Origin of the sequence: Streptomyces venezuelae ATCC 10712, assembly GCF_008639165.1 — a bacterium.
Classification (GTDB): Bacteria; Actinomycetota; Actinomycetes; order Streptomycetales; family Streptomycetaceae; genus Streptomyces; species Streptomyces venezuelae.
Window position 1 is genome coordinate 5,517,162 of sequence record NZ_CP029197.1, and the last position, 21,263, is coordinate 5,538,424.

Below are 21,263 nucleotides of genomic sequence, written 5' to 3' on the forward strand. Positions count from 1 at the left end.
ACACGTCTCATCCGGTTTTCCGGCCGGTCGGGGCACGCCCCGCCCGGCCACCGCCGTCGCGCCGCGGTGGCCGGGTCCGGGCGTTCAGGTCCTGACCCGGAGCAGCACCATCGAGCGGGCTCCCATCGTGAGGATGCCGCCGCCCGGGTGGAGCGTTCCCGGGGCGGTCGCCTGGTCTTCGGCCGAGGTGTCGACGACCAGTTCGTACGTCTCCGCCCACGGCGGGCCGGGGAGGCGGAAGTCCAGCGGGCGGTGGCCCGCGTGGAGGACGGCGAGGAAGCTGTCGTCGGTGATCTGCGCGCCGCGCTCGTCCCGGCCCGGTATGTCGCGGCCGGACAGGTAGAGGCCGAGCGTGGCCGTGGGCGCGTACCAGTCGGGTTCGGTCATCTCGGCGCCCTCGGCGGTGAACCAGGCCAGGTCCCGCAGCCCGTCCGCGCCCTGCGGGCGGCCGGAGAAGAAGGCGCGGCGGCGCAGGACCGGGTGGTCGTGGCGGAGGGCGAGGAGCCGGCGGGTCAGGGCGAGGAGCTGGGCGCGGCCGGGGTCGTCGGGGAGGGTCCAGTCGAGCCAGCCGGTTTCGTTGTCCTGGCAGTAGGCGTTGTTGTTGCCGCCCTGGGTGCGGCCCATCTCGTCGCCGGCGACGAGCATCGGGACGCCGGTGGAGAGGAGGAGGGTCGTCAGGAGGTTGCGCTGCTGGCGGAGCCGGAGGGCGTTGACCTCGGGGTCGTCGGTCTCGCCCTCGGCGCCGCAGTTCCAGGAGCGGTTGTCGTTGGTGCCGTCGCGGTTGCCCTCGCCGTTGGCCTCGTTGTGCTTGCGCTCGTAGGTGACGAGGTCCCGCAGGGTGAAGCCGTCGTGGGCGGTGACGAAGTTGACCGAGGCGTAGGGCCGGCGTCCGCCCCAGGCGTACAGGTCGCTGGAGCCGGAGAGCCGGTAGCCGAGGTCCCGCACGTCGGGCAGGGCGCCGCGCCAGAAGTCCCGTACGGCGTCCCGGTAGCGGTCGTTCCACTCCGTCCACAGCGGCGGGAAGGCGCCCACCTGGTAGCCGCCGTTGCCCACGTCCCAGGGTTCGGCGATGAGCTTGACCCGGCGGAGCACCGGGTCCTGGGCGATGACCGCGAGGAAGGGGGAGAGCATGTCGACGTCGTGCATCGAGCGGGCGAGCGCCGCCGCCAGGTCGAAGCGGAAGCCGTCGACGCCCATCTCGGTGACCCAGTAGCGGAGGCTGTCGGTGATGAGCCGCAGCACCTGCGGCTGGACGACGTGCAGGGTGTTGCCGCAGCCGGTGTAGTCGGCGTACCGGCGGGCGTCCGACTGGAGGCGGTAGTAGCCGCGGTTGTCGATGCCCTTGAGGGAGAGCGTGGGGCCGAGCTCGCCGGCCTCCGCCGTGTGGTTGTAGACGACGTCGAGGATGACCTCGATCCCGGCCGCGTGCAGCGCCCGCACCATCCGTTTGAACTCGCCGACCTGCTGCCCGGTCGTCCCCGAGGAGGAGTAGCCGGCGTGCGGGGCGAAGTAGCCGATGGAGTTGTAGCCCCAGTGGTTGCGCAGCCCGCGCCGCAGCAGGTGGTCCTCGTGGGCGAACTGGTGCACCGGCAGGAGTTCCACGGCCGTCACCCCGAGCCGTACGAGGTGCTCGATCGCCGCCGGGTGTGCCAGGCCCGCGTAGGTGCCCCGCAGGTGCTCCGGGATGCCCGGGTGGAGCCGGGTGAAGCCCTTCACGTGCAGCTCGTAGATGACCGAGTCCTGCCAGGGCGTCTTGGGTCTGCGGTCGTCGGACCAGTCGTCGTCGTCCTGGACGACGACCCCCTTCGGGACGTACGGCGCCGAGTCACGCTCGTCGCGCACGGTGTCGGCGACGTGCTGCTGCGGCCAGTCCCGGACGTGCCCGTACACCTCGGCGGGCAGCGTGAAGTCGCCGTCGACGGCCCGTGCGTACGGGTCGAGGAGCAGCTTCGCCGGGTTCCAGCGGGCGCCGGTCCACGGGTCCCAGCGGCCGTGCACCCGGTAGCCGTACCGCTGTCCGGCCCCGATCCCGGGCACGAACCCGTGCCAGATCTCGTGGGTCAGCTCGGTCAGCGGCAGCCGCAGCTCCGCGCCGTCGGGGTCGAAGAGGCACAGCTCGACGGCCTCCGCCCCGCCCGCCCACAGGGCGAAGTTGGTGCCGGCGACCCCGTCGGGGCCCACCCGGCAGCGGGCCCCCAGGGGCGTCGGCGCCCCCGGCCACACGGGCGGCCCGGCCCGCTCCGGGGCATGGTCAGGTACCGCCTCCTGCTCGGCTGCGCTCGCCACCGTCCCGGCCTCCCGCGGCTCGTCGGGCCCGCACGCGGGGGAGTGACGGCGTCCCGGCCGCCGCTCCCGCGCATGGTCCTCCCCCTGTTCTGCCCGGACGGCCCCGCTCCCAACATGACCCGCACGCACGTTTCCCCTGGAGGGTGGCCGTCGTTGGGCCGAGCGTGACACTTGTATGGAAGCGGGCGGGGTACGCCCTCGCGGTGGCGGGACTGTTGGCGGGCCTCGTGGGCTGCACGGCGCCGGACGGCGGTGGCGGGATCGGCGTCGCCCTGCCGGGCAAGGCGCGGGCCCCCGGGGACGTGATCCGGGTGAGCCCGGAGGACGGCAGCCGCGGGGTGCCGGCCGGCGGCCCGGTCGAGGTGAAGGTGGACAGCGGGCGGCTCGAACGGGTGACCGTGATCCAGGTGGAGGACGCCCAGCGGACCGAGGTCGCCGGGGAGATCTCCGCGGACGGGCTGCGCTGGCGGCCCCGGCCGGAGACCCGGCTCGCGCTGGCGGCGAAGTACAGCGTGGACGCGGTCGCCCTCGACGGGCACGGCCGCCGCTCCGCCCGGCACACCACGTTCACCACCGTGGTGCCCGAGAGCCGCTTCATCGGCTACTTCAAGCCGGAGAACCGCTCCACGGTCGGCACCGGCATGATCGTTTCCTTCGCGTTCAACCGGCCGATCGAGAACCGGGCCGAGGTCGAGCGGGCCATCCGGATCACCTCGGTGCCGCCGGTCGAGGTCGTCGGCCACTGGTTCGGCACCGAGCGGCTCGACTTCCGCCCCGCCGCGTACTGGCAGCCGGGCACGAAGGTCACCGTCGAGCTCGGTCTGCGGGACGTCGAGGGCGCGCCCGGCGTCTACGGCATCCAGCGCAAGACGGTCGGCTTCACCGTCGGCCGCTCCCAGGTCTCCGTGGTGGACGCCGCCGAGCACACCATGGAGGTCCGCAGAGACGGTGAGGTGCTGGCCACCCTGCCGGTCACCGCGGGAGCGCCGAAGACCACCACGTACAACGGGAAGATGGTCGTGACCGAGCTGTACGACGTGACGCGGATGGACGGGCGCACGGTCGGCTTCGGCGGCGAGTACGACATCAAGGACGTGCCGCACGCGATGCGGCTCACCGAGTCGGGGACCTTCCTGCACGGCAACTACTGGGCCTCGCCGAGCACCTTCGGCTCCGCGAACGTCAGTCACGGCTGTGTCGGGCTGCGGGACGAGAAGGGCGGCAGCGCCGATTCGCCGGCGGGCTGGTTCTTCGAGCGGACGATCGTCGGCGACGTGGTGGAAGTGGTCAATTCCCGTGACCGGAAGGTCGCTCCGGACAACGGCCTCGGAGGCTGGAACATGGAGTGGAACCGGTGGAAGGAAGGCTCCGCGCTGCGCTGACCCGCCGTCTCCTCCGCACCTCCGGCCGCTTTCGGTCCCTTTCGTTGTCCTAGCAGGTCGATCGGGACGGAACGGTGACATTCATGAGGATCTTTCGTGTCCTCCGGTGTGATTATCTAGCGCCGTGTGCGCGAGTGGATGCGCACGGGGGTGGGGCCGTGGCGGTTGCCAGGCCGTGCGAGGGGAGAACACCACAGTGAACGGGCAGCCGATATCGGGGGCATCGGTCAGAGGCAGGCGGCGCGGGGGCGTCCGCCTGCAGGCGCTGGCGGCGGGGGCGCTGCTCCTGGTCCTGACCGCCTGCGGCGGCGGTGAGACCGCGTCCACCGGCGGCGGCGGGGGAAAGGCGCCGGCGGCCCAGGGCGGCGGCAAGCAGGAGAACGCGGCCTCCCAGGCGGTCGTGACGATCCTTCCGAAGGACGGCGCCGACTCGGTCGCCACCAGCGGGGCCCTCAAGGTCACCGCCGAGCAGGGCAAGCTGACCACGGTCACGGTCGCCGACTCCAAGGGCACCGAGGTCGCGGGCAAGATCGGGGCGGACGGCGCCAGCTGGACGCCCACGGCCCACCTGGCCGCGGCCACGCAGTACAAGGTCCACGCGATCGCGAAGGACGCCGAGGGCCGTGAGTCGGCGAAGGACACCACCTTCACCACCCTGGTCCCGAAGAACACCTTCGTCGGCCACTACACGCCGGAGGACGGTTCGACCGTCGGCGTCGGCATGCCGGTGTCCATCAACTTCACCCGGGGCATCACCGACCCCGAGGCCGTCGAGAAGGCCATCACGGTGACGGCCGAGCCGTCCGTCCCGATCGAGGGCCACTGGTTCGGCAACGACCGTCTCGACTTCCGCCCGGAGAAGTACTGGGCCGCGGGCACCAAGGTGACCGTGCACCTCAACCTGGACGGCGTCGAGGGCCGCCCGGGCGTCTACGGCAAGCAGAAGAAGACGGTGAAGTTCACCATCGGCCGCCGTCAGGTCTCCACCGTCGACGCGAGCGCCAAGACGATGAAGGTCGAGCGCGACGGCAAGATCATCAAGACCATCCCGATCACCGCGGGCGCGCCGTCCACGACCACGTACAACGGCCAGATGGTCATCAGTGAGAAGTTCAAGGTGACCCGCATGAACGGGGCCACGGTCGGCTTCGGCGGCGAGTACGACATCAAGGACGTGCCGCACGCGATGCGGCTGTCCACCTCGGGCACCTTCGTGCACGGCAACTACTGGGCCCCGGCCAGCACCTTCGGCTCCTCCAACGTCAGCCACGGCTGCGTCGGCCTCCAGGACGCGCGGGGCGCGGGCGACAGCTCGAAGCCGGCCGCCTGGTTCTACGACCGCTCGATCATCGGCGACGTGGTGGTCGTGAAGAACTCGAAGGACAAGCAGATCAAGCCGGACAACGGCCTCAACGGCTGGAACATGGACTGGTCGGAGTGGATCAAGTAGTCGTACGCGACTGAGCGCGGGGCCCGGTGCTGTGAGCAACAGCACCGGGCCCCTTGTCGTTAACGGCCACTAACCTTCCTCCCATGACTGTGAACCTCGAAGTCGCCGAAGGCGTCGGCACGATCCGCCTCGACCGCCCCCCGATGAACGCCCTGGACATCGCCACCCAGGACCGGCTGCGCGAGCTGGCCCAGGAGGCGACCGACCGCGACGACGTGCGGGCCGTGGTCCTGTACGGCGGGGAGAAGGTGTTCGCGGCGGGCGCGGACATCAAGGAGATGCAGGTCATGGACCACGTGGCCATGGTCAAGCGCTCCCGCGCGCTGCAGGAGGCCTTCACCGCCGTCGCCCGCATCCCCAAGCCGGTCGTCGCCGCCATCACCGGGTACGCCCTGGGCGGCGGCTGTGAGCTCGCGCTCTGCGCCGACTACCGGATCGCCGCGGACAACGCCAAGCTGGGCCAGCCCGAGATCCTGCTCGGCCTGATCCCGGGGGCCGGCGGCACCCAGCGCCTCTCCCGGCTCGTCGGCCCGTCCAGGGCCAAGGACCTGATCTTCACCGGCCGGATGGTCAAGGCCGACGAGGCCCTGACGCTGGGTCTGGTCGACCGGGTCGTCCCGGCCGCCGAGGTCTACGAGCAGGCGCACGCCTGGGCCGCCAGGCTGGCGCAGGGCCCGGCGGTGGCGCTGCGGGCCGCGAAGGAGGCGGTCGACCAGGGTCTGGAGGCCGACATCGACACCGGTCTCGCCATCGAGCGCACCTGGTTCGCGGCCCTGTTCGCGACCGAGGACCGCGAGCGCGGGATGCGCAGCTTCGTCGAGGAGGGCCCGGGGAAGGCGAAGTTCGCCTGACCTGACGGTCGTCCCTTCGTGGGGGTCGATTCCGGCGGAACGGCCCCCGCGATCGGCTCCGTGCGGCCATGATGGGGGGCATGGCGGGCCTGGAGGGTAGGGAACAACCGTGGCAGCGCGCGAGCGCCGCCGCAGCGCGGTGGTCACCGGCCGCGGATGACGAACAGGCCGCCGGCGCAGTGGAGTTGTACGGCAATCCGGCGGAGGAGGATGTCCGGCTGCCGTCCCGCCCGGAGTCCGCGTGGGTGGCCCGCAGGCTCACCCAGCACGTCGTGCTGCGGCAGTGGGGGCTCGGCCCGCAGATCGCCGAGCACGCGGTCCTCCTGGTCTCGGAGCTGGTCGGGAACGCGGTCCGGCACACCGGGGCCCGGGTCTTCGCGTTACGGCTCCAGCGGCGGCGCGGCTGGATCCGGATCGAGGTCCGGGACCCCTCGCGCGGGCTGCCCTGTCTGATGCCGGTGCACGAGCTGGACACCAGCGGCCGGGGGCTGTTCCTGGTGGACAAGCTCGCGGACCGGTGGGGCGTGGACCTGGCGCCGCGCGGCAAGACGACCTGGTTCGAGATGCGGGTCGGCGACCGGCCCTGAGGGGCGGCGACCGGCCCTGGAACGCACGGAAGCCCCCGTGTGCCGTGGTGTGGCACGTGGGGGCTTCCGTGTGATGCGCCGTGGACGGGGGGGTGTATCCACGGCCGCTGTGTCGACCTGGCCCGGGTCAATGGGGGTCGGTGTCTCCGACTATGGCAGACGGGTGGCCATACCGCCAAAAGTCCCTAGCGGGGCAAACTGCACCAAAAGCGGACACTTTAATAGTGAATCGTTGGTGACGTGTCGCACTCACCTTGCAAACAATGAATGACTATGCGGTTCGCGGCGTGTTTCCCGGGGTCGTCCGCATGCTGGACGCCGCCCGAAGGCCCGCAAACGTCCTGAATTGGCCTAATCGTAATAAATCGGGCAGCACTGCCTTTGAATGGTCGCGTGAAGCCGACCGACCGCCGCGGAGCCCTCCGGGCCGGTGCGGCCGCCGCCCTCGCGGGAGCCCTCGCCACCGCCTGCGGCACGGCCCCCCGCCCCACCGCGCCCGCACCCCGGCACCCCGCCCCCGCGCCCCACGCGGCCCCCGCACCCCGGCGCCTGCCCGGACAGCCCGCCGAGATCGCCCACGGCCCCCGCGACCGGCCCCGGGTCGCCCTCACCTTCCACGGCCAGGGCGACCCCGCCCTCGCCCGGACCCTCCTCGGCCAGGCCGAGAAGGCCGGCGCCCGGGTCACCGTCCTCGCCGTCGGCAGCTGGCTCGACGCCCACCCCGACATGGCCCGCCGCATCCTCGACGGCGGACACGACCTCGGCAACCACACCCAGCACCACATCGACGTCAACGCCCTGACCGAGGACCGGGCCCTCGCCGAGATCGAGGCCTGCGCCACCCGGCTGCGCCGCCTCACCGGCTCCATCGGCACCTGGTTCCGGCCCTCCCGCACCCAGCACGCCGCCCCCACCGTGCTCCGCGCCGCCCGCCGCGCCGGATACCCGCACGTCCTCTCGTACGACGTCGACTCCCTCGACTTCACCTCGCCCGGCGCCACCGCCGTCGTCCGCAACGTCACCGGCCCGGTCCGGGCCGGCTCCGTCGTCAGCCTGCACTTCGGCTACCCGGACACCGCCGCCGCGCTGCCCCTCCTCCTCGCCGACCTCGACCGCCGCGGCCTGCGCGCGGTCACCACCACGGAGCTGCTGACCTGATGGCACACCGCACGCAGACCCCCACGCGCAGCCGCCTCACGAGGAGGAGCCGGACCCTCCTCGCCGCCGCCCTCCTCACCGCGCTCGCCGGCTGCGGCGGCGGGGACCCGGGCGACGGCGCCGCCCCCGTGAAGGAGGCCGCCGTCCCCGCCGTGCCCAAGCGGGCCGTGGCGCCCGCCGGGCTCCCCGGGATGCCGCCGCTCCTCGACCCGAACGACGTCTACGCCGCCGACCGGCCGAACCAGCTCTCCCCGGTGGTCAGGAACTTCCCCTCCCGGGTCTACGTCCCCAACACCAACTCCAACACCGTCTCCGTCATCGACCCGGCCACCTACCAGGTCGTCGAGACCATCCGCGTCGGCATCCAGCCCCAGCACGTGGTGCCCTCCTGGGACATGAAGACCCTCTGGGTCAACAACAACCGGGGCCACACCCTCACCCCCATCGACCCCGCCACCGGCGTCGCGGGCAAGCCCGTCGAGGTCCACGACCCGTACAACCTCTACTTCACGCCCAACGGCAAGTACGCGATCGTGATGGCCTCGCTCGACCGCGAGCTGGTCTTCCGCGACCCGCACACGATGGAACGGAAGAAGACCGTCCCGGTCAGCTGCTACGGCGTCAACCACGCCGACTTCTCCGCCGACGGACGCTACTTCGTCGTCTCCTGCGAGTTCTCCGGCGAGCTGCTCAAGGTCGACACCGAGAAGATGGAGGTCATCGGCCAGCAGAAGCTGCCCTTCGAGGGAGCCATGCCGCAGGACGTGAAGATCTCCCCGGACGGCAAGACCTTCTACGTCGCCGACATGATGGCCCACGGCATGTGGGTCCTGGACGGCGAGAAGTTCACCACCCCCACCCTGCTGCCCACCGGCAAGGGCTGCCACGGCCTCTACATCAGCCGGGACTCCCGCGAGATGTACGTGCCCAACCGCGGCGAGGGCTCGATCTCCGTCTTCGACTTCGCGCAGAACAAGCTGACCAAGAAGTGGTGGCTGCCGGACGGCGGCTCCCCGGACATGGGCGGCGTCTCCGCCGACGGAAAGGTCCTCTGGCTCTCCGGCCGCTACGACTCCGAGGTCTACGCGATCGACACCGCCAGCGGGAAGCAGCTCGCCCGCATCCCCGTCGGCGGCGGCCCCCACGGCCTCGCCGTGTATCCGCAGCCCGGCCGCTACTCGCTCGGCCACACGGGGATCTTCCGCTGACCGCCCCGGGGCCGGACCGGCCGTACCCCTCTCGGGCGGCCCCACCGGGCCAGCTAATCTGACCCCCGTCAGAGAAGCACCAAGAAGGGGCGGAAGCAGTGGCGGACATCGAGTCGGCACGTACGGCATTCAACCGGTACGACGTGGACGGCGACGGCTTCATCACCGCCGCGGAGTACAAGAGCGTCATGGCGCAGCTCGGCGACTTCAACGTCACCGAGACGGTCGCCGAGGCCCTCATCAAGCAGCGCGACGACAACGGTGACGGCCGGCTGTCCTGGGACGAGTTCTGGTCCCACCTCAGCAAGGCCTGATCCGCCCGCCCGGACGGGCGGCGCAACGCTGAGTTGCCGCCCGTCCGGGGCTCGGTGACGATCGTCCGGTGACGCTTCCCGGACCTTTCGGTACCCCGAGCCGTCCGACGGCGGCGATCCTCGCCGCCGTCGCCGTCCTCGTCGTCGCCCTGCTGGGCGCCGGCCTCGCGCAGACGGGCACGGACGAGCTCCGCATACCCGCGGCGGGCACCACCACGCTGCTGCGGCTCCTCGTGTTCACCGGTCTGGCCGTGCACACCGGCGAGATCGCCGGCCGCCGGCTCGCCGGCGAAGGCCCCCGGCCGCGCTCCTGGTCCGTCCCCGCCGCCCTGCTCGCCGCGGCCGCCTCGGCCGGACTCCTGCTGCTCTTCACCGCCGTCAGCGGACTGAGCCCGAGCGTCGTGTACGGGCTCCGCGAGGGCCGTCTCGTCCTCGTCTCGGCCAACGCCTTCGTCCTCGCCGCCCTCTGCGCCGCCTCCCGGCACCCCGCGCTCGCCGCCCTGCCGCTCGCCGTCGCCGCCGGAGCCGAGGCCCTGCGCGCCCACCCCGAGACCCACCAGCCGCTCCTCGGCACCTCCCTCACCCTGGTCCACCTCACCGCAGCCTCGCTCTGGACCGGCACCCTGCTGTACGTGCTCCGCACCATGCGGCTGCGCGGCGGCGGACGGGACGTCCTCCTCCGGTACGCCCGGATGGCCGCCTTCGTATACGCCGCCCTCGTGCTCACCGGCACCGCCACCACCCTGCGCAAGCTCCCCCTCGACGCGGTCCTGGGCACCGCCTACGGCCGGGTCCTGCTGGTCAAACTGGTGCTGTTCGGCGGGGTCAGCCTGCTGGCGCTGGCCGCCCGGGGGCGGCTGCTCTCCGGCGGGAACGCGCAGCCACCGGCCCGGGTGGAGCTGTCCGTCCTCGCCGCGATCGTGGTCGTCTCGGCGCTGCTGACCGTGGTGCCCGATCCGCACGGGCCCGTTCCCTGAGCCTCCCCGCGCCGCCGCCCGCGCGCCCGCTCCCCGCCGGGCCGGCGCCCGGCGGCCGTCCCGTGCCGCCGGCAACTCGCTGCACCATGTGCCCGTGGCCGGATCGCGGCCCGGCGCGCGACTGACAGGTGCGCGCCTCCCACCTGGCCTTTTGGCCGGAAGAAGGGGGTCCGCTCGGAGCGTGCCTCCGCTTTTCCCGCAGGTCGTGAGGCAGCTCGTTGCCAGGCAGCTTCCTGGCCTGTCCGGAAGCGGACAGTCGGGGCCCACCGGTGATTTCCTCTAGGTGTGCGGCCGGGAAGGCTGAAAACTCACCGGCCGTAAGGAACCGCTGACACCTGTACGCCGCACCCGTACAGCAACGAAACGGAGACCTCCATGTCTTGTCGCTCGCGCCGCGCCAGCAGTGTCCTCGCCGCCGTCGCCGCCACCTTCCTCGGCGGACTGCTGATGGCCGCCCCGGCCGAGGCCGCCCCCGCCGCCCCGCACGCCGTCACCCAGGCCGCCGACGACTTCGTCTGGCCGACGCCGCCGCACCCGCAGCTGCCGGACTTCCCCTGCGTCCGCCCGCTGCCCGGACTGCCCTGCATCACCGAGATCCCGGACGACTTCGTCTGGCCCGTCGCCCCGAGGGACTGACCCCCATGCACGCCACGACCGCCGCCACGGCCGCCGCACCCCTTCAGATCCACTCCCGGCGGGTCGCCTGCACCCCCGCCTCGAACCGGCTGGACGCACCGAGCCGCTCCATCAGGTCGGCCACGATCCGCCGCTCCGTCCGCACCCCGATGCCCAGCGCACGCGCCACGGCCTCGTCGGTGAGACCACTGGCCAGAAGCTGGAGCAGCTTGCGCTCCTGCGGGGTCAGCCCGCCCGGCAGGGCGTCCCCGGGACCGTCCAGCGGGGAGGCGTGCTCCCAGTAGGCCTCGAACAGGGCGCGCATGGCCAGGACCACCGGCTGGCTGCTGAACAGCAGCGCGGACGGACGGGCCTGACCCGGCAGCCCGGCGACCACCGCCGCCGCCGTGTCCACGATGAGCAGCCGCATCGGAAGGGTCGGCGAGGTACGGATCTCGCTGCCGCGCTCCGCCATCCACTGGGCGTGCGCCCGGGTGACCCGGTCACCCGCGACGCTGTCCAGATAGATGGTCCGGAAGCGGACGCCCCGCTCCATCGCCCGCTCGTTCAGCGGCCGGCCGGCCTCGACGGACTCCTCCGTGAGGGCCTTGCCGGGATGGAAGGCCAGCGACTCGGCCGTACAGGACTCGGCGAGGGCTTCGAGCCGGGTGCGGATGTCGTCGACGTTGTCGAGGTGCTCCGCCCCGTCCAGACCGCCCGACCGGCCCGAGGCCGTGTACTCGGCCGCGAGCGCGGCCAGGGCGGCACGATTCTGCTCGATCCGCTGCTGCCGCGAGGCGAGTTCGCGCTCCTCCCGCTGGAGCAGCACCTTCAGACCGAGCGACGGGTTCACCGCGCGCATCCGGCCCGGGGTGTCCCGGGACGGCGCGAGCAGCGACAGGCGCGTCAGCAGGTCGAGCGCCTCCGTCACCTGCTCGGTCGTACAACTCAGCAGCTTCGCCAGGCGTTCCGGATCGTGCTCCTTGTGGAACAGGATCGCGCGGTACACGCCCAGCGTGTGCTGATCGAGTGACGAGACCTCGTCCACGTGGTGTCCCCCAACGGTCGTACCGCCCCCGGCCCGGTCCGGCGCGGAGAGCTCAGAACCGGATCTCCCGCCCCGCCGCGGAGCCATCCCATTCACACCATTCACACGATCAGCACGCTACCCGCTCGACGATCTCCTTGAAAGGCGTTCCCGTGCTCCAGACCGGTTCCTCCCCGCCGCGGCTCGACGGGCTCGTCGTCCTCGTCGTCGACGCCACCACCGGCGTCGGCCGCGAGCTCACGACCCGCCTGAGCGCCGCCGGCGCGCTCGTCGCCGTCGTCGGAGCCGGCCACCCGGACCGCGCGGACGACGCCGCCACCAACGCGGCCTTCCTCTGCAAGGCGCTCACCGACGCCGGACTCGTGGCCCTGCCGTACCGGATCGACGTCCGCGACCCGGCCGAGGCCGGCCGGCTGCCCGGCCAGATCGCCGACGACGCCGGCCCGGTCCACGCCGCGGTCGTCGTCCTGCCGCCGCCGGACTCCACCGCGGAACTGCTGCGCGCCTTCCGCGCCGTGTCCGCCGCCCTCGCGGCCGCGCTGCCGCCCGGCGCCCGGCACATCGAGCGCGCGCCCGCCGCCCCGGCCGAACCGGGCGGGACGACGGCCGAGGACCGCACCTGGATCCGCGACGTCGTCGACCGCCTCGCCGTCGACGCGGCGCGGGCGACAAGCCGCTGACCGGCGGCCCGAGAGGGCCGCCGCCACAGAAGTCACCACGGGGGAGAGAGATGTCCATTCGTGTCGTCGTGGCCGGTGACCACCAACTGGTCCTGGAGGCCTTCGCCGAGACCCTGAACGGCACCAACGGCCTGGATGTCGTGGGGCTCGCCACGACCTTCGAGGCGGTGCTGCCCGCCGTCCAGCGGCACCGGCCCACGGTCCTGCTGCTCGGCGAGAGCACCATGGGAGGCAAGGCGCTGCACGCGGCGACCGAGGTCCGCTCGCACCACCCGACCTGCGGCGTCGCGCTGATGGTCGGCTCGGCCACGCCGTCCGTGGTGGACCGGGCGGTGGCCGCCGGAGCGCTCGGAGTCGTACCGAAGACGGCCCGGCTGCCGCAGCTGATCACCACGCTCGTCGGGGTGGCGGGGGGCTGCCTCACGGTCGACCCGGGGCTGCTGCGGACCCCGGCGGCCGGGGAGACGGTGCTCAGTGTCCGCGAGACGGACGTGCTGCGGCTGACCGCGGGCGGGGCGACCGTCAAGGAGATCGCGGGCGAGCTCTACCTCGCGGCGGGCACGGTACGGAACCTCACCTCGGCGGCGATCAAGAAGCTCGGCGGGCGCAACCGGTTCGACGCGGCGCGGATCGCCGCGGAATGCGGGCTGCTGTGAGGGCCTCCCGGGCGCGGGCGGCCGCGCCGGGACACGCGCCGGCCCCGGCACGGGGCGTGCCGGGGCGGGGCGTCACGACATGGTGGAGCAGGGCGCTCGGCGCGCTCCTACTTCTCCAGGCAGAACTCGTTGATCGGGTAGCCGACATGGCGGTCGGCCGTCGGCAGGTGACCCAGGATGCGGTCGCCCGGCTTGAGTTCGGTGCTGTTGAGCACCGAGGCGCCGGGGCCGAGGACCCGCACGTGCCAGTCGTCCTGGAGGATCAGGTTGACCGTCTGACCACTGGGCGCGACCGCGTCGATGGAGATGAGCGGACGGGTCTCGATCTTCACCCGGCCCACGCTGACCGGCCGGGTGCGGCCGTCGACGTCGACCGCCAGGACGGAGCTGCCGGCGTGCAGCTCGCTCAGGTAGTGGGTGCGGCCGTTCTGCCCCACCGTGTAGGAGTGCAGGGCGCCCGCGTTGACGCGGAACGGACGGGTCGGCATGTACGGCAGCGGGTGGGTCTCGCTGACGCACAGGACCATGCCCTTGGAGTGCGAGCCCACCAGGATGCCCTCGTCCTTGCGGAAGTGGGTCGTGGTGTCGACGCAGGCACGCTCGCCCATCCCGATGTGGGTGGTCGCCGTGACCTCCAACTCGACCAGGGAGATCTCGCCGCCGTGCGCGGTCGCCGCGGTCCGCAGCGCCGTCGCGTCGCCGACCGTACGGCCCCGCATCAGGACGCCGTCCGAGCCGTGCTCCAGGACGCCGTACAGGATCTCGGCCTCCTCGGTGTCGGCGGCCGTCGTCACGATCGAACCGGGCGCGCCCGACGCGGCCGCGATGACGATCTCCAGCGGGATCTTCGTCGGGTCGCGGAAGTCCAGGACGCTCCACGCCTCCAGACGCGCCGCCAGGCAGGCGTCCTCCAGGGTGTCGGCGTCGACGATCTCCACGTACCGCCCGAACTGGACGTCCGGGTGGGCCGCTTCGAGTTCGGCACGGGCGTCGCGCGGCCCGGGCACGATCACCACGTCGGCCTCGCCGAGGTCGGCGGGGACGGTCGCGGCGCCGTCCTCGAAGAGCAGTACCTTGCGGACGGTGGGCGGCAGACCGGCGAAGACGGCCGGGTCGGCGGCGACGATGCCGTCGATCTTCTGGTGCACGGCCTCCTCGAGGACGGCGGCGGTGGCGGCGCCGGCCTCACGGATGTCAAGCCAGCACAGTTTGGCGTCCGTCATGATGCGGACCTCCTGTCAGGTTGTCGAGTGACGAACCGTCGAGCGACGGGTCGAGGTGCGTGGTGTCGTGGTGCGGGTCGTCGAGCGGTGTGCCGTCGAGGTGGTCGGGGGTGAGGCGTTCGCCGTGAAGCCGCTCCCGTCCGGCCGCCTCGCTGAACGGGCCGGTGGTGAAGTGCTGTTCGGGGAAGTGGTGCACGACCCTGGCGACCTTCGCCGCCAGCGCCCGCGGGTCCTTGGCCTGGAAGATGTTGCGGCCCATGGCCACCCCGCCCGCCCCTCCGGCGATGGCGTCCCTGACGTACGCGAGGACGTCCTCCTCCTTCTCCAGGGCGGGTCCGCCGGCCACCAGCACCGGCACCGGGCAGGCCGCGGTCAGGTCGAGCATCTCCGCGGTGGATCCGAGGAAGACGGTCTTGACCAGGTCCGCGCCCAGGTCCGCGGCGATCGTCACGGCGTGCGCGACGACGGCCGGGTCCCGGGGGTCGGTGATCCGCGGCCCCCGCGGGTACACCATGGCGAGCAGCGGCAGGTTCCAGCGGTCGCAGGCGTCGGCGATCCGGCCGAGGTCGCCGATCTGCTGCCGCTCGTCGTCGGAGCCGAGGTTGACGTGGACGCTGACCGCGTCCGCGCCGAGGCGGAGGGCCTCTTCGACGCCGGCGACGACGTACTTGGCGTTGGGGTCGAGCGCCTGGCTGGTGCTCGCGTTGAGATGGATGATCAGCGACATCGCGGCGAACCGCTCCGGGCTGATGTGCCGCACGCTGCCCTTGTGGACGACGACGGCGTCGGCGCCGCCGGAGGCGATCTTGGCGGCGAGCTGGTCGAGGGTGGTGCCCTTCGGGACCACGGGACCGTCATGGATCGAGTGGTCGAGAGGGGTGATCATCAGGCCGGCCGTGCTGTGGCGGTAGAGCCGCCGTAGCCGCAGCGACCGGGCGAAGTGGCCGAAACCGGTCATGGAACGCCCTTTCTGGTTCGCGAGGTGGCGTGATCGGGCTGGTGACCCGCGCCGCTCGCGCGGACGGGGTCGGCCCGCGCGGTGGCTCCGCGCGGGGAGCTGAGGGCCGGTCCGCCGACGCGAGGGACGCCGGTGCCGTACGGGGGGTCCGCGCCGTGCCGGTTCTCCGTGCCGTGCCGGGCGGCGGTGCCGTACGGGGGGTCCGTGCCGTGCCCGGCGGTGGCGGGCGCGCCGGGGCCGGGCGGGTCGGCGGCGTCCCGGGCGGCCAGGTCCGGCGGCGAGACGGAGCGCAGATAGGCGCGGTCCGGTTTGCCCGAGGGGGTCAGGGGGAGCTTCGGCCAGACCGAGACCCGGACCGGGGTGTGCTCGGGCGTCAGCGCCGCGGCCACATAGCCCCGCAGGTCGCAGGAGGTGTGCCCGGCTCCCGAGTACAGCTCGACGGCCGCGTGCACCTGCTCCACCCAGTCCCGGTCCCGCACCCCGAACACCGTGGCCTGGCGCACCTGCGGATGGCGCATCAGCGCCTCCTCGATGGCCGCCGGGTCCAGCTTGAGCCCGCCGTGCTTGATCACGTCGCCCACCCGGCCGTCCAGCCGGAGGTAGCCGTACCGGTCCCAGTGCCCCAGGTCGCCGGTGCACAGCCAGCCGTCGCGGAAGACCGTCCCGGTGCGCTCCTCGTCGCCGAGGTAGCCGGCCGTGACGGTGGGCGAGCTGATCCAGATCTCGCCCGACACCCCCCGCTCCACCTGCGGGCCGCCGCCGGGGCCGCGGACCTCCACCCGCACCCAGGGGAACGGGCGGCCCGCCGAGCCGAGCAGTTCGGGTTCCCGGTGGTCCAGCGGGTTGAGGCTGCTGATGCCGCCCGCCTCCGTGGTCCCGTACACCTGGATGAGCACGTCGCCGAAGAGCTCGACGGCCCGTGCCACCCGGGCCGGCGCCGCCGGGGTGCCGCTGTACGTGATGCGGCGCAGCGACGACAGGTCGGTGAGCGGGGCGGCCGGATGGTCCAGGAGCCGGTAGAGGTGCGGGACGGCGAGATAGACGTCGGTCACCCGGTGCCGCTCGAAGGCGTCGAGGACGTCGCTCGCGTCGAACTCGTCGTGCAGGACGACCCGTCCGCCGCTCGCGAGCACCGCGTCGGCCATCGGCGCGGTTGTGTGGCTGATCGGCGTGACGGACAGCAGCGTCGCGGGTCCCCGGGGATCGAGGCCATGGGCGAGACGGCTGACGAGCTCCTCACGCGTGTCGTACCGCTGGGCGACCATCTTCGGCCGGCCCGTGCTGCCGCTGGTGAACTCGACGGTCGCGAGGTCGTCCGGGCGTGGCTCGGGCAGCCGCGCCGGCAGCGGTCCTGCGGGACCGTCGCCCGTCCCCCAGGGGACGGTCAGCGCGGTCACCCCGGGTACGCGGCGGGTGAGCCAGGTGCCGCGCTCGGCGCTCTCGTCGTCGACGAGGAGCACCGACACCCGCAGGTCCTGCAGGAGTTGCGCCTGGGTGGCGACCGTGAAGGTCTCCGTGTCGGTACGCGGGTTCATCGACCGTACGTACACGGAGGTGGCGCCCAGGAGATGGACGGCGTACCGGGCGCCGAGCATCAGCGGCCGGTTGGGGCCGGTGAGCACGGCGACGGTGTCGCCGGGGCGGACGCCGCGGGAGTGCAGCAGGGCCGTGGTGGCCCGCACCGAGCCGGCGAGCCGGCCGGCGGTGACGGCCTCGTCGGCGCGGTGGATCACCACGCGCCCCGGGTCCTTTCCGAGAGCGTCGAGAATGCGGCGTACGTACATGGTTCCTCCTTTCCGGAAATGAGGAGTCGGGTGGTGCGGAGGGAATTACGAGATGCGCATCTGCGCCATCATTCCCATGGCGCTGTGGTCGATCATGTGGCAGTGGTAGGGAAAGACACCGCGGTGGGTGTCGAAGGTCAGCTGGAGTTTCGCGGTCTGCCCCGGGAAGAGGAGGACGGTGTCCTTGAGTCCGGCCTCCGCCGGATAGACCGGCATTCCGTCCCGTTCGAGGATCCGGAACTGGACGAGGTGGGTGTGGAAGTTGTGCGGAACGGTCGTGCTGGTGTTCTTGACCGTCCACACCTCGGTGGTGCCCCACGCGATCTCGGTGTCGATCCGGTCGTGGTCGAACGTCTTCTCGTTGATGTACGCGAGGTGGCCCGTGCCCGGCTCGTCCATCCGCAGCTCGAAGGAGCGCTCCACGGTCGGCGTGGGCAGCGGCGGCAGGGTGGTCAGGACGTCCGGCACCCGGCTGGTGTCGGGCACCTTCTCCTCGACGTCGAAGCGCATGATCTGCCCGACCAGCTCGGTCGGCCCGGGGCCCAGCATGTTCGCCAGGGTGACCTGGGTGCCCGGCGCGTACCGCGAGAAGTCGATGACGAAGTCGGCGCGCTCGCCGGGGGAGAGGACGACCACCGGCGACGGCGCCGGCGCCGGGAGCAGCCCGCCGTCCGAGCCGACGTGGATGATCGGGCTGCCGTCGGACAGCGCCATCACGAAGATCCGCAGGTTGCAGGAGTTGACCATCCGGAAGCGGTACTTGCGGGCCTTCACCTTCAGGTGCGGCCACGGGGCCCCGTTGACCAGGATGGTCGTGCGGTTGAGGGCGTCGTCCATCGTGTAGAGCAGCTGCCCCGCCGCGTCGAAGTGCGCGTCCCGGAGGATCAGCGGCACCTCGTACGGCCCCGAGGGCAGTCCCAGCGCGTCCTCGGCCTCGTCGCCGAGGAGGTAGAGCCCGGAGAGGCCCCGGTAGACGTGCTCGGACTCCAGGTGGTGGGCGTGGTCGTGGGTCCACAGGGTGGCACCCGGCTGGCGGTTGGCGTACACGTACGTCTTCGACCGGCCCGGCTGGATGAGGTCCATCATCCCGCCGTCCTGGTCCTGCGGGTTGGCCCCGCCGTGCAGATGGACCGAGGTCGGCGCGGACAGCGCGTTGATCTGCTTCACGACGGCCGTGCGCCCGCTGCGGGCCCGGATGGTGGGGCCGGGGAAGGTGCCGTTGTACGTCAGGACCTCGGTCCGCAGCCCGGGCAGGATCTCCACCCGCGCCCGGCGCATGGTGACCGCGTAGTAGTCGGCCGACCGGGTCCTCCGGTACGGCGCGAGGACCCGCGGCCGCGGCAGCGGCACGGTGAACGGGGTGACCGCGGGCGGACCGGCGGGCGGTTCGGCGGCCACCGCCGGGGTCCCGGAGGTGAGGCCCTGGAACACCCCGCCGGCCGCGCCGACAGCGCCGACGGCACCGGCGGTGAGTCCGAGTCGTATCGCGTTGCGGCGAGAGAACACAGCGGATTCCTTACGTGACGGTTTTCCGGGATCGGTGATGCGGAACGGTGGTGCGGAACGGCCTTTCGGAACGGTGGTCCGGTGGCGCTTCCGAGCGGTGGTCCGGTGGTGCTTCCGAGCGGTGGTGAATTCCGCTCTCCGAGCATGGGCGCGAACGGCCGGAACTCCGAGCGAGTTCGCCCCGGTTCTTGCATGTGTCACGCGATCGATGACCTCGGTCATTTCCCCCGGTGGGGATGGGAATCAGGGACTCCGGGATGACGGGAGTCACGTCACGGAATGCCGCCCGTCACGCCTCGTCCGGGAAATGTCACCGATTCCGGTGGGCGCGGACCGGGGCCGGGTTCCCCGCGCGAGAGTGTTGCCCGGCGTCTGCCCTGCGTACGGCGCCTTCCCGTCCGCCGGCCCCCGGGGCCGCACGGCCCCGGCGCCGGACCGTCATCCTCGCGCCCACGGAGGCACCGTGCACACCACGCAGACCCCATCGGACACCGCGCCGCGTCCCTTCCGACCCGCCCTGGCCGTACCGGCGTTCACCGGAGGCGTGCGGGTCTTCTTCACGGCGGAGGACGGCGACGTCGCCACCCTCGCCGGGCCCGCCACCTCCCTCGCCCTCCGTCCCGTCCGGGGCGGCCTCCGGACCGCCCTGGAACGGCTCGCCGAAGGGCCGCTGCCCGCCGAGGAGTTGTACGAGGGGCTGCGCCCCGCCGAGCGGGTGCAGTTCGAGCGGGTCCTCGACCGCGCCCGGCACCTGGTGGCGCACGCCGTGCTGGCCAGGGGCGGGTCCCGGGAGCTCCTCCGGCTGGAACCGGTGGCCCGCGACGCCGCGTACCGGCCCGTCGACGTCCCCGCCGGCGCGACCGTCCGGCTCTCCCGCTTCGCCTTCTGCCGCACCCGCGAGGGCGTCCTCGTCCTGGAGTCGCCGCTGGTGAAGTTCCGGGCGGTGCTCACCGACCCGGCCGCCCGGACCCTGGCCGCCGCGCTCGGCGAGCCCGGCACCCCCGCCCGGCTCGGTGCGGACGCCGGTCTCGACGAGGCCGGCACCGCCGACGTCCTCGGCCACCTCGTCGGGGCAGGATTCGCCGAACTCGCCGACGCCAACGGGGACTTCGGCTCGGACGCCGAGCCCGTCCTGCGCCAGTGGGACTTCCACGACCTGCTCTTCCACTCGCGCATTCGCTCCGGCCGGTACGACGACGTGTTCGGCGCCGTCTACCCCCACCGGGGTGCCATCGAGCCCCGGCCGGCGGTGCGGCCCGTCCCCGACGGCCCCGCGGTGCCCCTGTACCGGCCGACCCGGGAGGAGATCGCGGCCCACGACCCCTCGCTCACCACGGCGATCGAGACCCGGCGGTCCATCCGCGGCTACGGCGACCAGGAGATGACCGCCCGCCAGCTCGGCGAGTTCCTCTACCGGGTCGCCCGGGTCCGCGCCCACTACACGCCGGAGCCCGGCAGCGACCGGGACGAGGTCGTCTCCCGCCCCTACCCGAGCGGCGGCCAGGGCTACGAGCTGGAGCTGTACGTCACCGTGCGGCGCTGCGCGGGCCTCGCCCCCGGCATCTACTACTACGACCCCGTCGGCCACCGGCTCGTGCTGCGCAACGAGGAGGAGGCCGACCGCGAGTCCCTGTTCCACGTCGCCTCCCGGGCCACCGGCATGGAGGCGCGGCCCGACGTCCTCGTCACCGTCACGGCCCGGTTCCAGCGCATGTCGTGGAAGTACCGGGCCATCGCCTACGCGACCACGCTCCGGCACACGGGCGTGCTCTACCAGACGATGTACCTGGTCGCGACGGCCCTCGGGCTCGCCCCGTGCGCGCTGGGCAACGGCGACGCCGACATGTCCGCGCGGGTCCTGGGCCTCGACTACCTCCAGGAGTCCTCCGTGGGCGACTTCCTGCTCGGCAGCCGGCGCCCCGACGACTCCGTCGCAGGTGAGCCGGGGGAGGGCTGGCAGATGCTCAACAGCCCCGAGTGGTCCCTTCCCGAGAATCCCTGAGCCTTTCGGCATGACGCCGGTTATTCCGGGCGTGATAAACGTCAGGTGGTACTCGGAAAGGCTGGTGCAGCCGAACTCGGATCAGCATTATTGGTGTTGCAGCCGAACGGTTGCGGAAAAGAATTCGGAAAGGAATTCACCATGAGCGACGACATCAAGCAGGGCCAGGACGCGGACAAGGCGTTCGAGAACTTCGACGTCGACGAGCTGGAGACCCTCGAGGTCGCCCAGGGCGTGGCCCTCCCGGAGATGGGTGCCTCCAGCGGCTCGATCGGCACCTCGTCCTCCTCGTCCTCCACCTGCTCCGCCTGCTGAACCTCCCCCAACCGAAACGCTGAAAGGAAACTCACCATGAGCATCGACGACATCAAGAACGGCGACGACGCGGCCTTCGACAACTTCGACGTCGCGGAGCTGGAGACCCTCGAGGTCGCCCAGGGCGTGGCCCTCCCGGAGATGGGTGCCTCCAGCGGCTCGATCGGCACCTCGTCGTCGTCCTCCTCCACCTGCTCGGCCTGCTGACCGAGTAACCGAGGCTGAACGCACGACGCACGAAGGATGCGACCGCCCGGCTCAGG

General features: G+C 72.4%; 20 protein-coding genes. 14 read left to right on the top strand and 6 right to left on the bottom strand.

Translation table 11 applies throughout. The features are described from left to right. Positions 1–84 precede the first annotated feature (84 nt). Positions 85–2,286, bottom strand: coding sequence for a glycogen debranching protein GlgX (gene glgX, locus DEJ43_RS25625; RefSeq protein ID WP_015036296.1), 2,202 nt, complete (start codon positions 2,284–2,286; stop codon positions 85–87). A 164-nt stretch (positions 2,287–2,450) separates the two neighbouring features. Here glgX and DEJ43_RS25630 point away from each other — a divergent pair, with 164 nt between their 5' ends. The 9 genes from DEJ43_RS25630 (at position 2,451) to DEJ43_RS25670 (ending at position 10,849) form a co-directional block, all read left to right on the top strand. Continuing rightward, positions 2,451–3,668 carry a L,D-transpeptidase gene (locus DEJ43_RS25630; RefSeq protein WP_041662884.1) on the top strand — a complete coding sequence of 406 codons (1,218 nt, stop codon included), beginning with the start codon at positions 2,451–2,453 and terminating at the stop codon, positions 3,666–3,668. Between the two features lie 196 nt (positions 3,669–3,864). Beyond that, positions 3,865–5,118, top strand: a complete 1,254-nt coding sequence (locus tag DEJ43_RS25635) for a L,D-transpeptidase (protein WP_015036298.1) — start codon at positions 3,865–3,867, stop codon at positions 5,116–5,118. A gap of 83 nt (positions 5,119–5,201) precedes the next feature. Continuing rightward, positions 5,202–5,969: an enoyl-CoA hydratase/isomerase family protein gene (locus DEJ43_RS25640; RefSeq protein WP_041662885.1), complete on the top strand. Its 768-nt coding sequence runs from the start codon at positions 5,202–5,204 to the stop codon at positions 5,967–5,969. Positions 5,970–6,049: 80 nt separating this feature from the next. Then, positions 6,050–6,556 (top strand): ATP-binding protein, encoded by a 507-nt coding sequence (locus tag DEJ43_RS25645; protein ID WP_041664207.1) that lies wholly within the window; start codon positions 6,050–6,052, stop codon positions 6,554–6,556. Between the two features lie 393 nt (positions 6,557–6,949). Then, positions 6,950–7,714 carry a polysaccharide deacetylase family protein gene (locus DEJ43_RS25650; protein ID WP_015036301.1) on the top strand — a complete coding sequence of 255 codons (765 nt, stop codon included), beginning with the start codon at positions 6,950–6,952 and terminating at the stop codon, positions 7,712–7,714. After that, complete coding sequence (locus DEJ43_RS25655; RefSeq protein WP_015036302.1) at positions 7,714–8,922, top strand: YncE family protein; 1,209 nt, start codon at positions 7,714–7,716, stop codon at positions 8,920–8,922. The genes DEJ43_RS25650 and DEJ43_RS25655 overlap by 1 nt, the downstream gene beginning before the upstream one ends. 98 nt (positions 8,923–9,020) lie before the next feature. Next, positions 9,021–9,236 (top strand): EF-hand domain-containing protein, encoded by a 216-nt coding sequence (locus tag DEJ43_RS25660; protein ID WP_015036303.1) that lies wholly within the window; start codon positions 9,021–9,023, stop codon positions 9,234–9,236. 68 nt (positions 9,237–9,304) lie between these two features. Next, positions 9,305–10,213 carry a CopD family protein gene (locus DEJ43_RS25665; protein WP_015036304.1) on the top strand — a complete coding sequence of 303 codons (909 nt, stop codon included), beginning with the start codon at positions 9,305–9,307 and terminating at the stop codon, positions 10,211–10,213. 375 nt (positions 10,214–10,588) lie between these two features. Then, positions 10,589–10,849 (top strand): hypothetical protein, encoded by a 261-nt coding sequence (locus DEJ43_RS25670; RefSeq protein WP_015036305.1) that lies wholly within the window; start codon positions 10,589–10,591, stop codon positions 10,847–10,849. A gap of 43 nt (positions 10,850–10,892) precedes the next feature. On the opposite strand, the gene DEJ43_RS25675 is transcribed toward DEJ43_RS25670, so the two are convergent. Next, a complete protein-coding gene (locus tag DEJ43_RS25675) occupies positions 10,893–11,876 on the bottom strand; it encodes a helix-turn-helix transcriptional regulator (RefSeq protein ID WP_015036306.1) in 984 nt (327 codons plus the stop codon). Between the two features lie 152 nt (positions 11,877–12,028). On the opposite strand from DEJ43_RS25675, the gene DEJ43_RS25680 reads away from it, so the two are divergent. Next, positions 12,029–12,556: a Rossmann-fold NAD(P)-binding domain-containing protein gene (locus DEJ43_RS25680; RefSeq protein WP_015036307.1), complete on the top strand. Its 528-nt coding sequence runs from the start codon at positions 12,029–12,031 to the stop codon at positions 12,554–12,556. Between the two features lie 50 nt (positions 12,557–12,606). Further along, complete coding sequence (locus DEJ43_RS25685) at positions 12,607–13,212, top strand: response regulator transcription factor (protein WP_015036308.1); 606 nt, start codon at positions 12,607–12,609, stop codon at positions 13,210–13,212. A gap of 107 nt (positions 13,213–13,319) precedes the next feature. Here DEJ43_RS25685 and DEJ43_RS25690 read toward each other — a convergent pair whose 3' ends face one another. From DEJ43_RS25690 to DEJ43_RS25705, 4 genes are read right to left on the bottom strand one after another with little or no spacing between them, the layout of a single operon-like run. Then, positions 13,320–14,435, bottom strand: coding sequence for a 3-dehydroquinate synthase II family protein (locus DEJ43_RS25690; protein ID WP_015036309.1), 1,116 nt, complete (start codon positions 14,433–14,435; stop codon positions 13,320–13,322). After that, positions 14,407–15,393, bottom strand: a complete 987-nt coding sequence (locus tag DEJ43_RS25695; protein WP_015036310.1) for a 2-amino-3,7-dideoxy-D-threo-hept-6-ulosonate synthase — start codon at positions 15,391–15,393, stop codon at positions 14,407–14,409. The genes DEJ43_RS25690 and DEJ43_RS25695 overlap by 29 nt, the downstream gene beginning before the upstream one ends. Further along, positions 15,390–17,177: a class I adenylate-forming enzyme family protein gene (locus tag DEJ43_RS25700; protein ID WP_015036311.1), complete on the bottom strand. Its 1,788-nt coding sequence runs from the start codon at positions 17,175–17,177 to the stop codon at positions 15,390–15,392. The genes DEJ43_RS25695 and DEJ43_RS25700 overlap by 4 nt, the downstream gene beginning before the upstream one ends. Before the next feature lie 45 nt (positions 17,178–17,222). Next, complete coding sequence (locus DEJ43_RS25705; RefSeq protein WP_041662887.1) at positions 17,223–18,683, bottom strand: multicopper oxidase family protein; 1,461 nt, start codon at positions 18,681–18,683, stop codon at positions 17,223–17,225. A gap of 463 nt (positions 18,684–19,146) precedes the next feature. On the opposite strand from DEJ43_RS25705, the gene DEJ43_RS38600 reads away from it, so the two are divergent. From DEJ43_RS38600 to DEJ43_RS25720, 3 genes are all read left to right on the top strand, one after another. Then, positions 19,147–20,685: a SagB/ThcOx family dehydrogenase gene (locus tag DEJ43_RS38600; RefSeq protein WP_261340882.1), complete on the top strand. Its 1,539-nt coding sequence runs from the start codon at positions 19,147–19,149 to the stop codon at positions 20,683–20,685. Positions 20,686–20,826: 141 nt separating this feature from the next. Further along, positions 20,827–21,000 carry a thiazolylpeptide-type bacteriocin gene (locus tag DEJ43_RS25715; protein ID WP_015036314.1) on the top strand — a complete coding sequence of 58 codons (174 nt, stop codon included), beginning with the start codon at positions 20,827–20,829 and terminating at the stop codon, positions 20,998–21,000. Between the two features lie 36 nt (positions 21,001–21,036). Then, positions 21,037–21,207, top strand: coding sequence for a thiazolylpeptide-type bacteriocin (locus DEJ43_RS25720; RefSeq protein WP_015036315.1), 171 nt, complete (start codon positions 21,037–21,039; stop codon positions 21,205–21,207). The last annotated feature ends 56 nt before the right edge of the window (positions 21,208–21,263 follow it).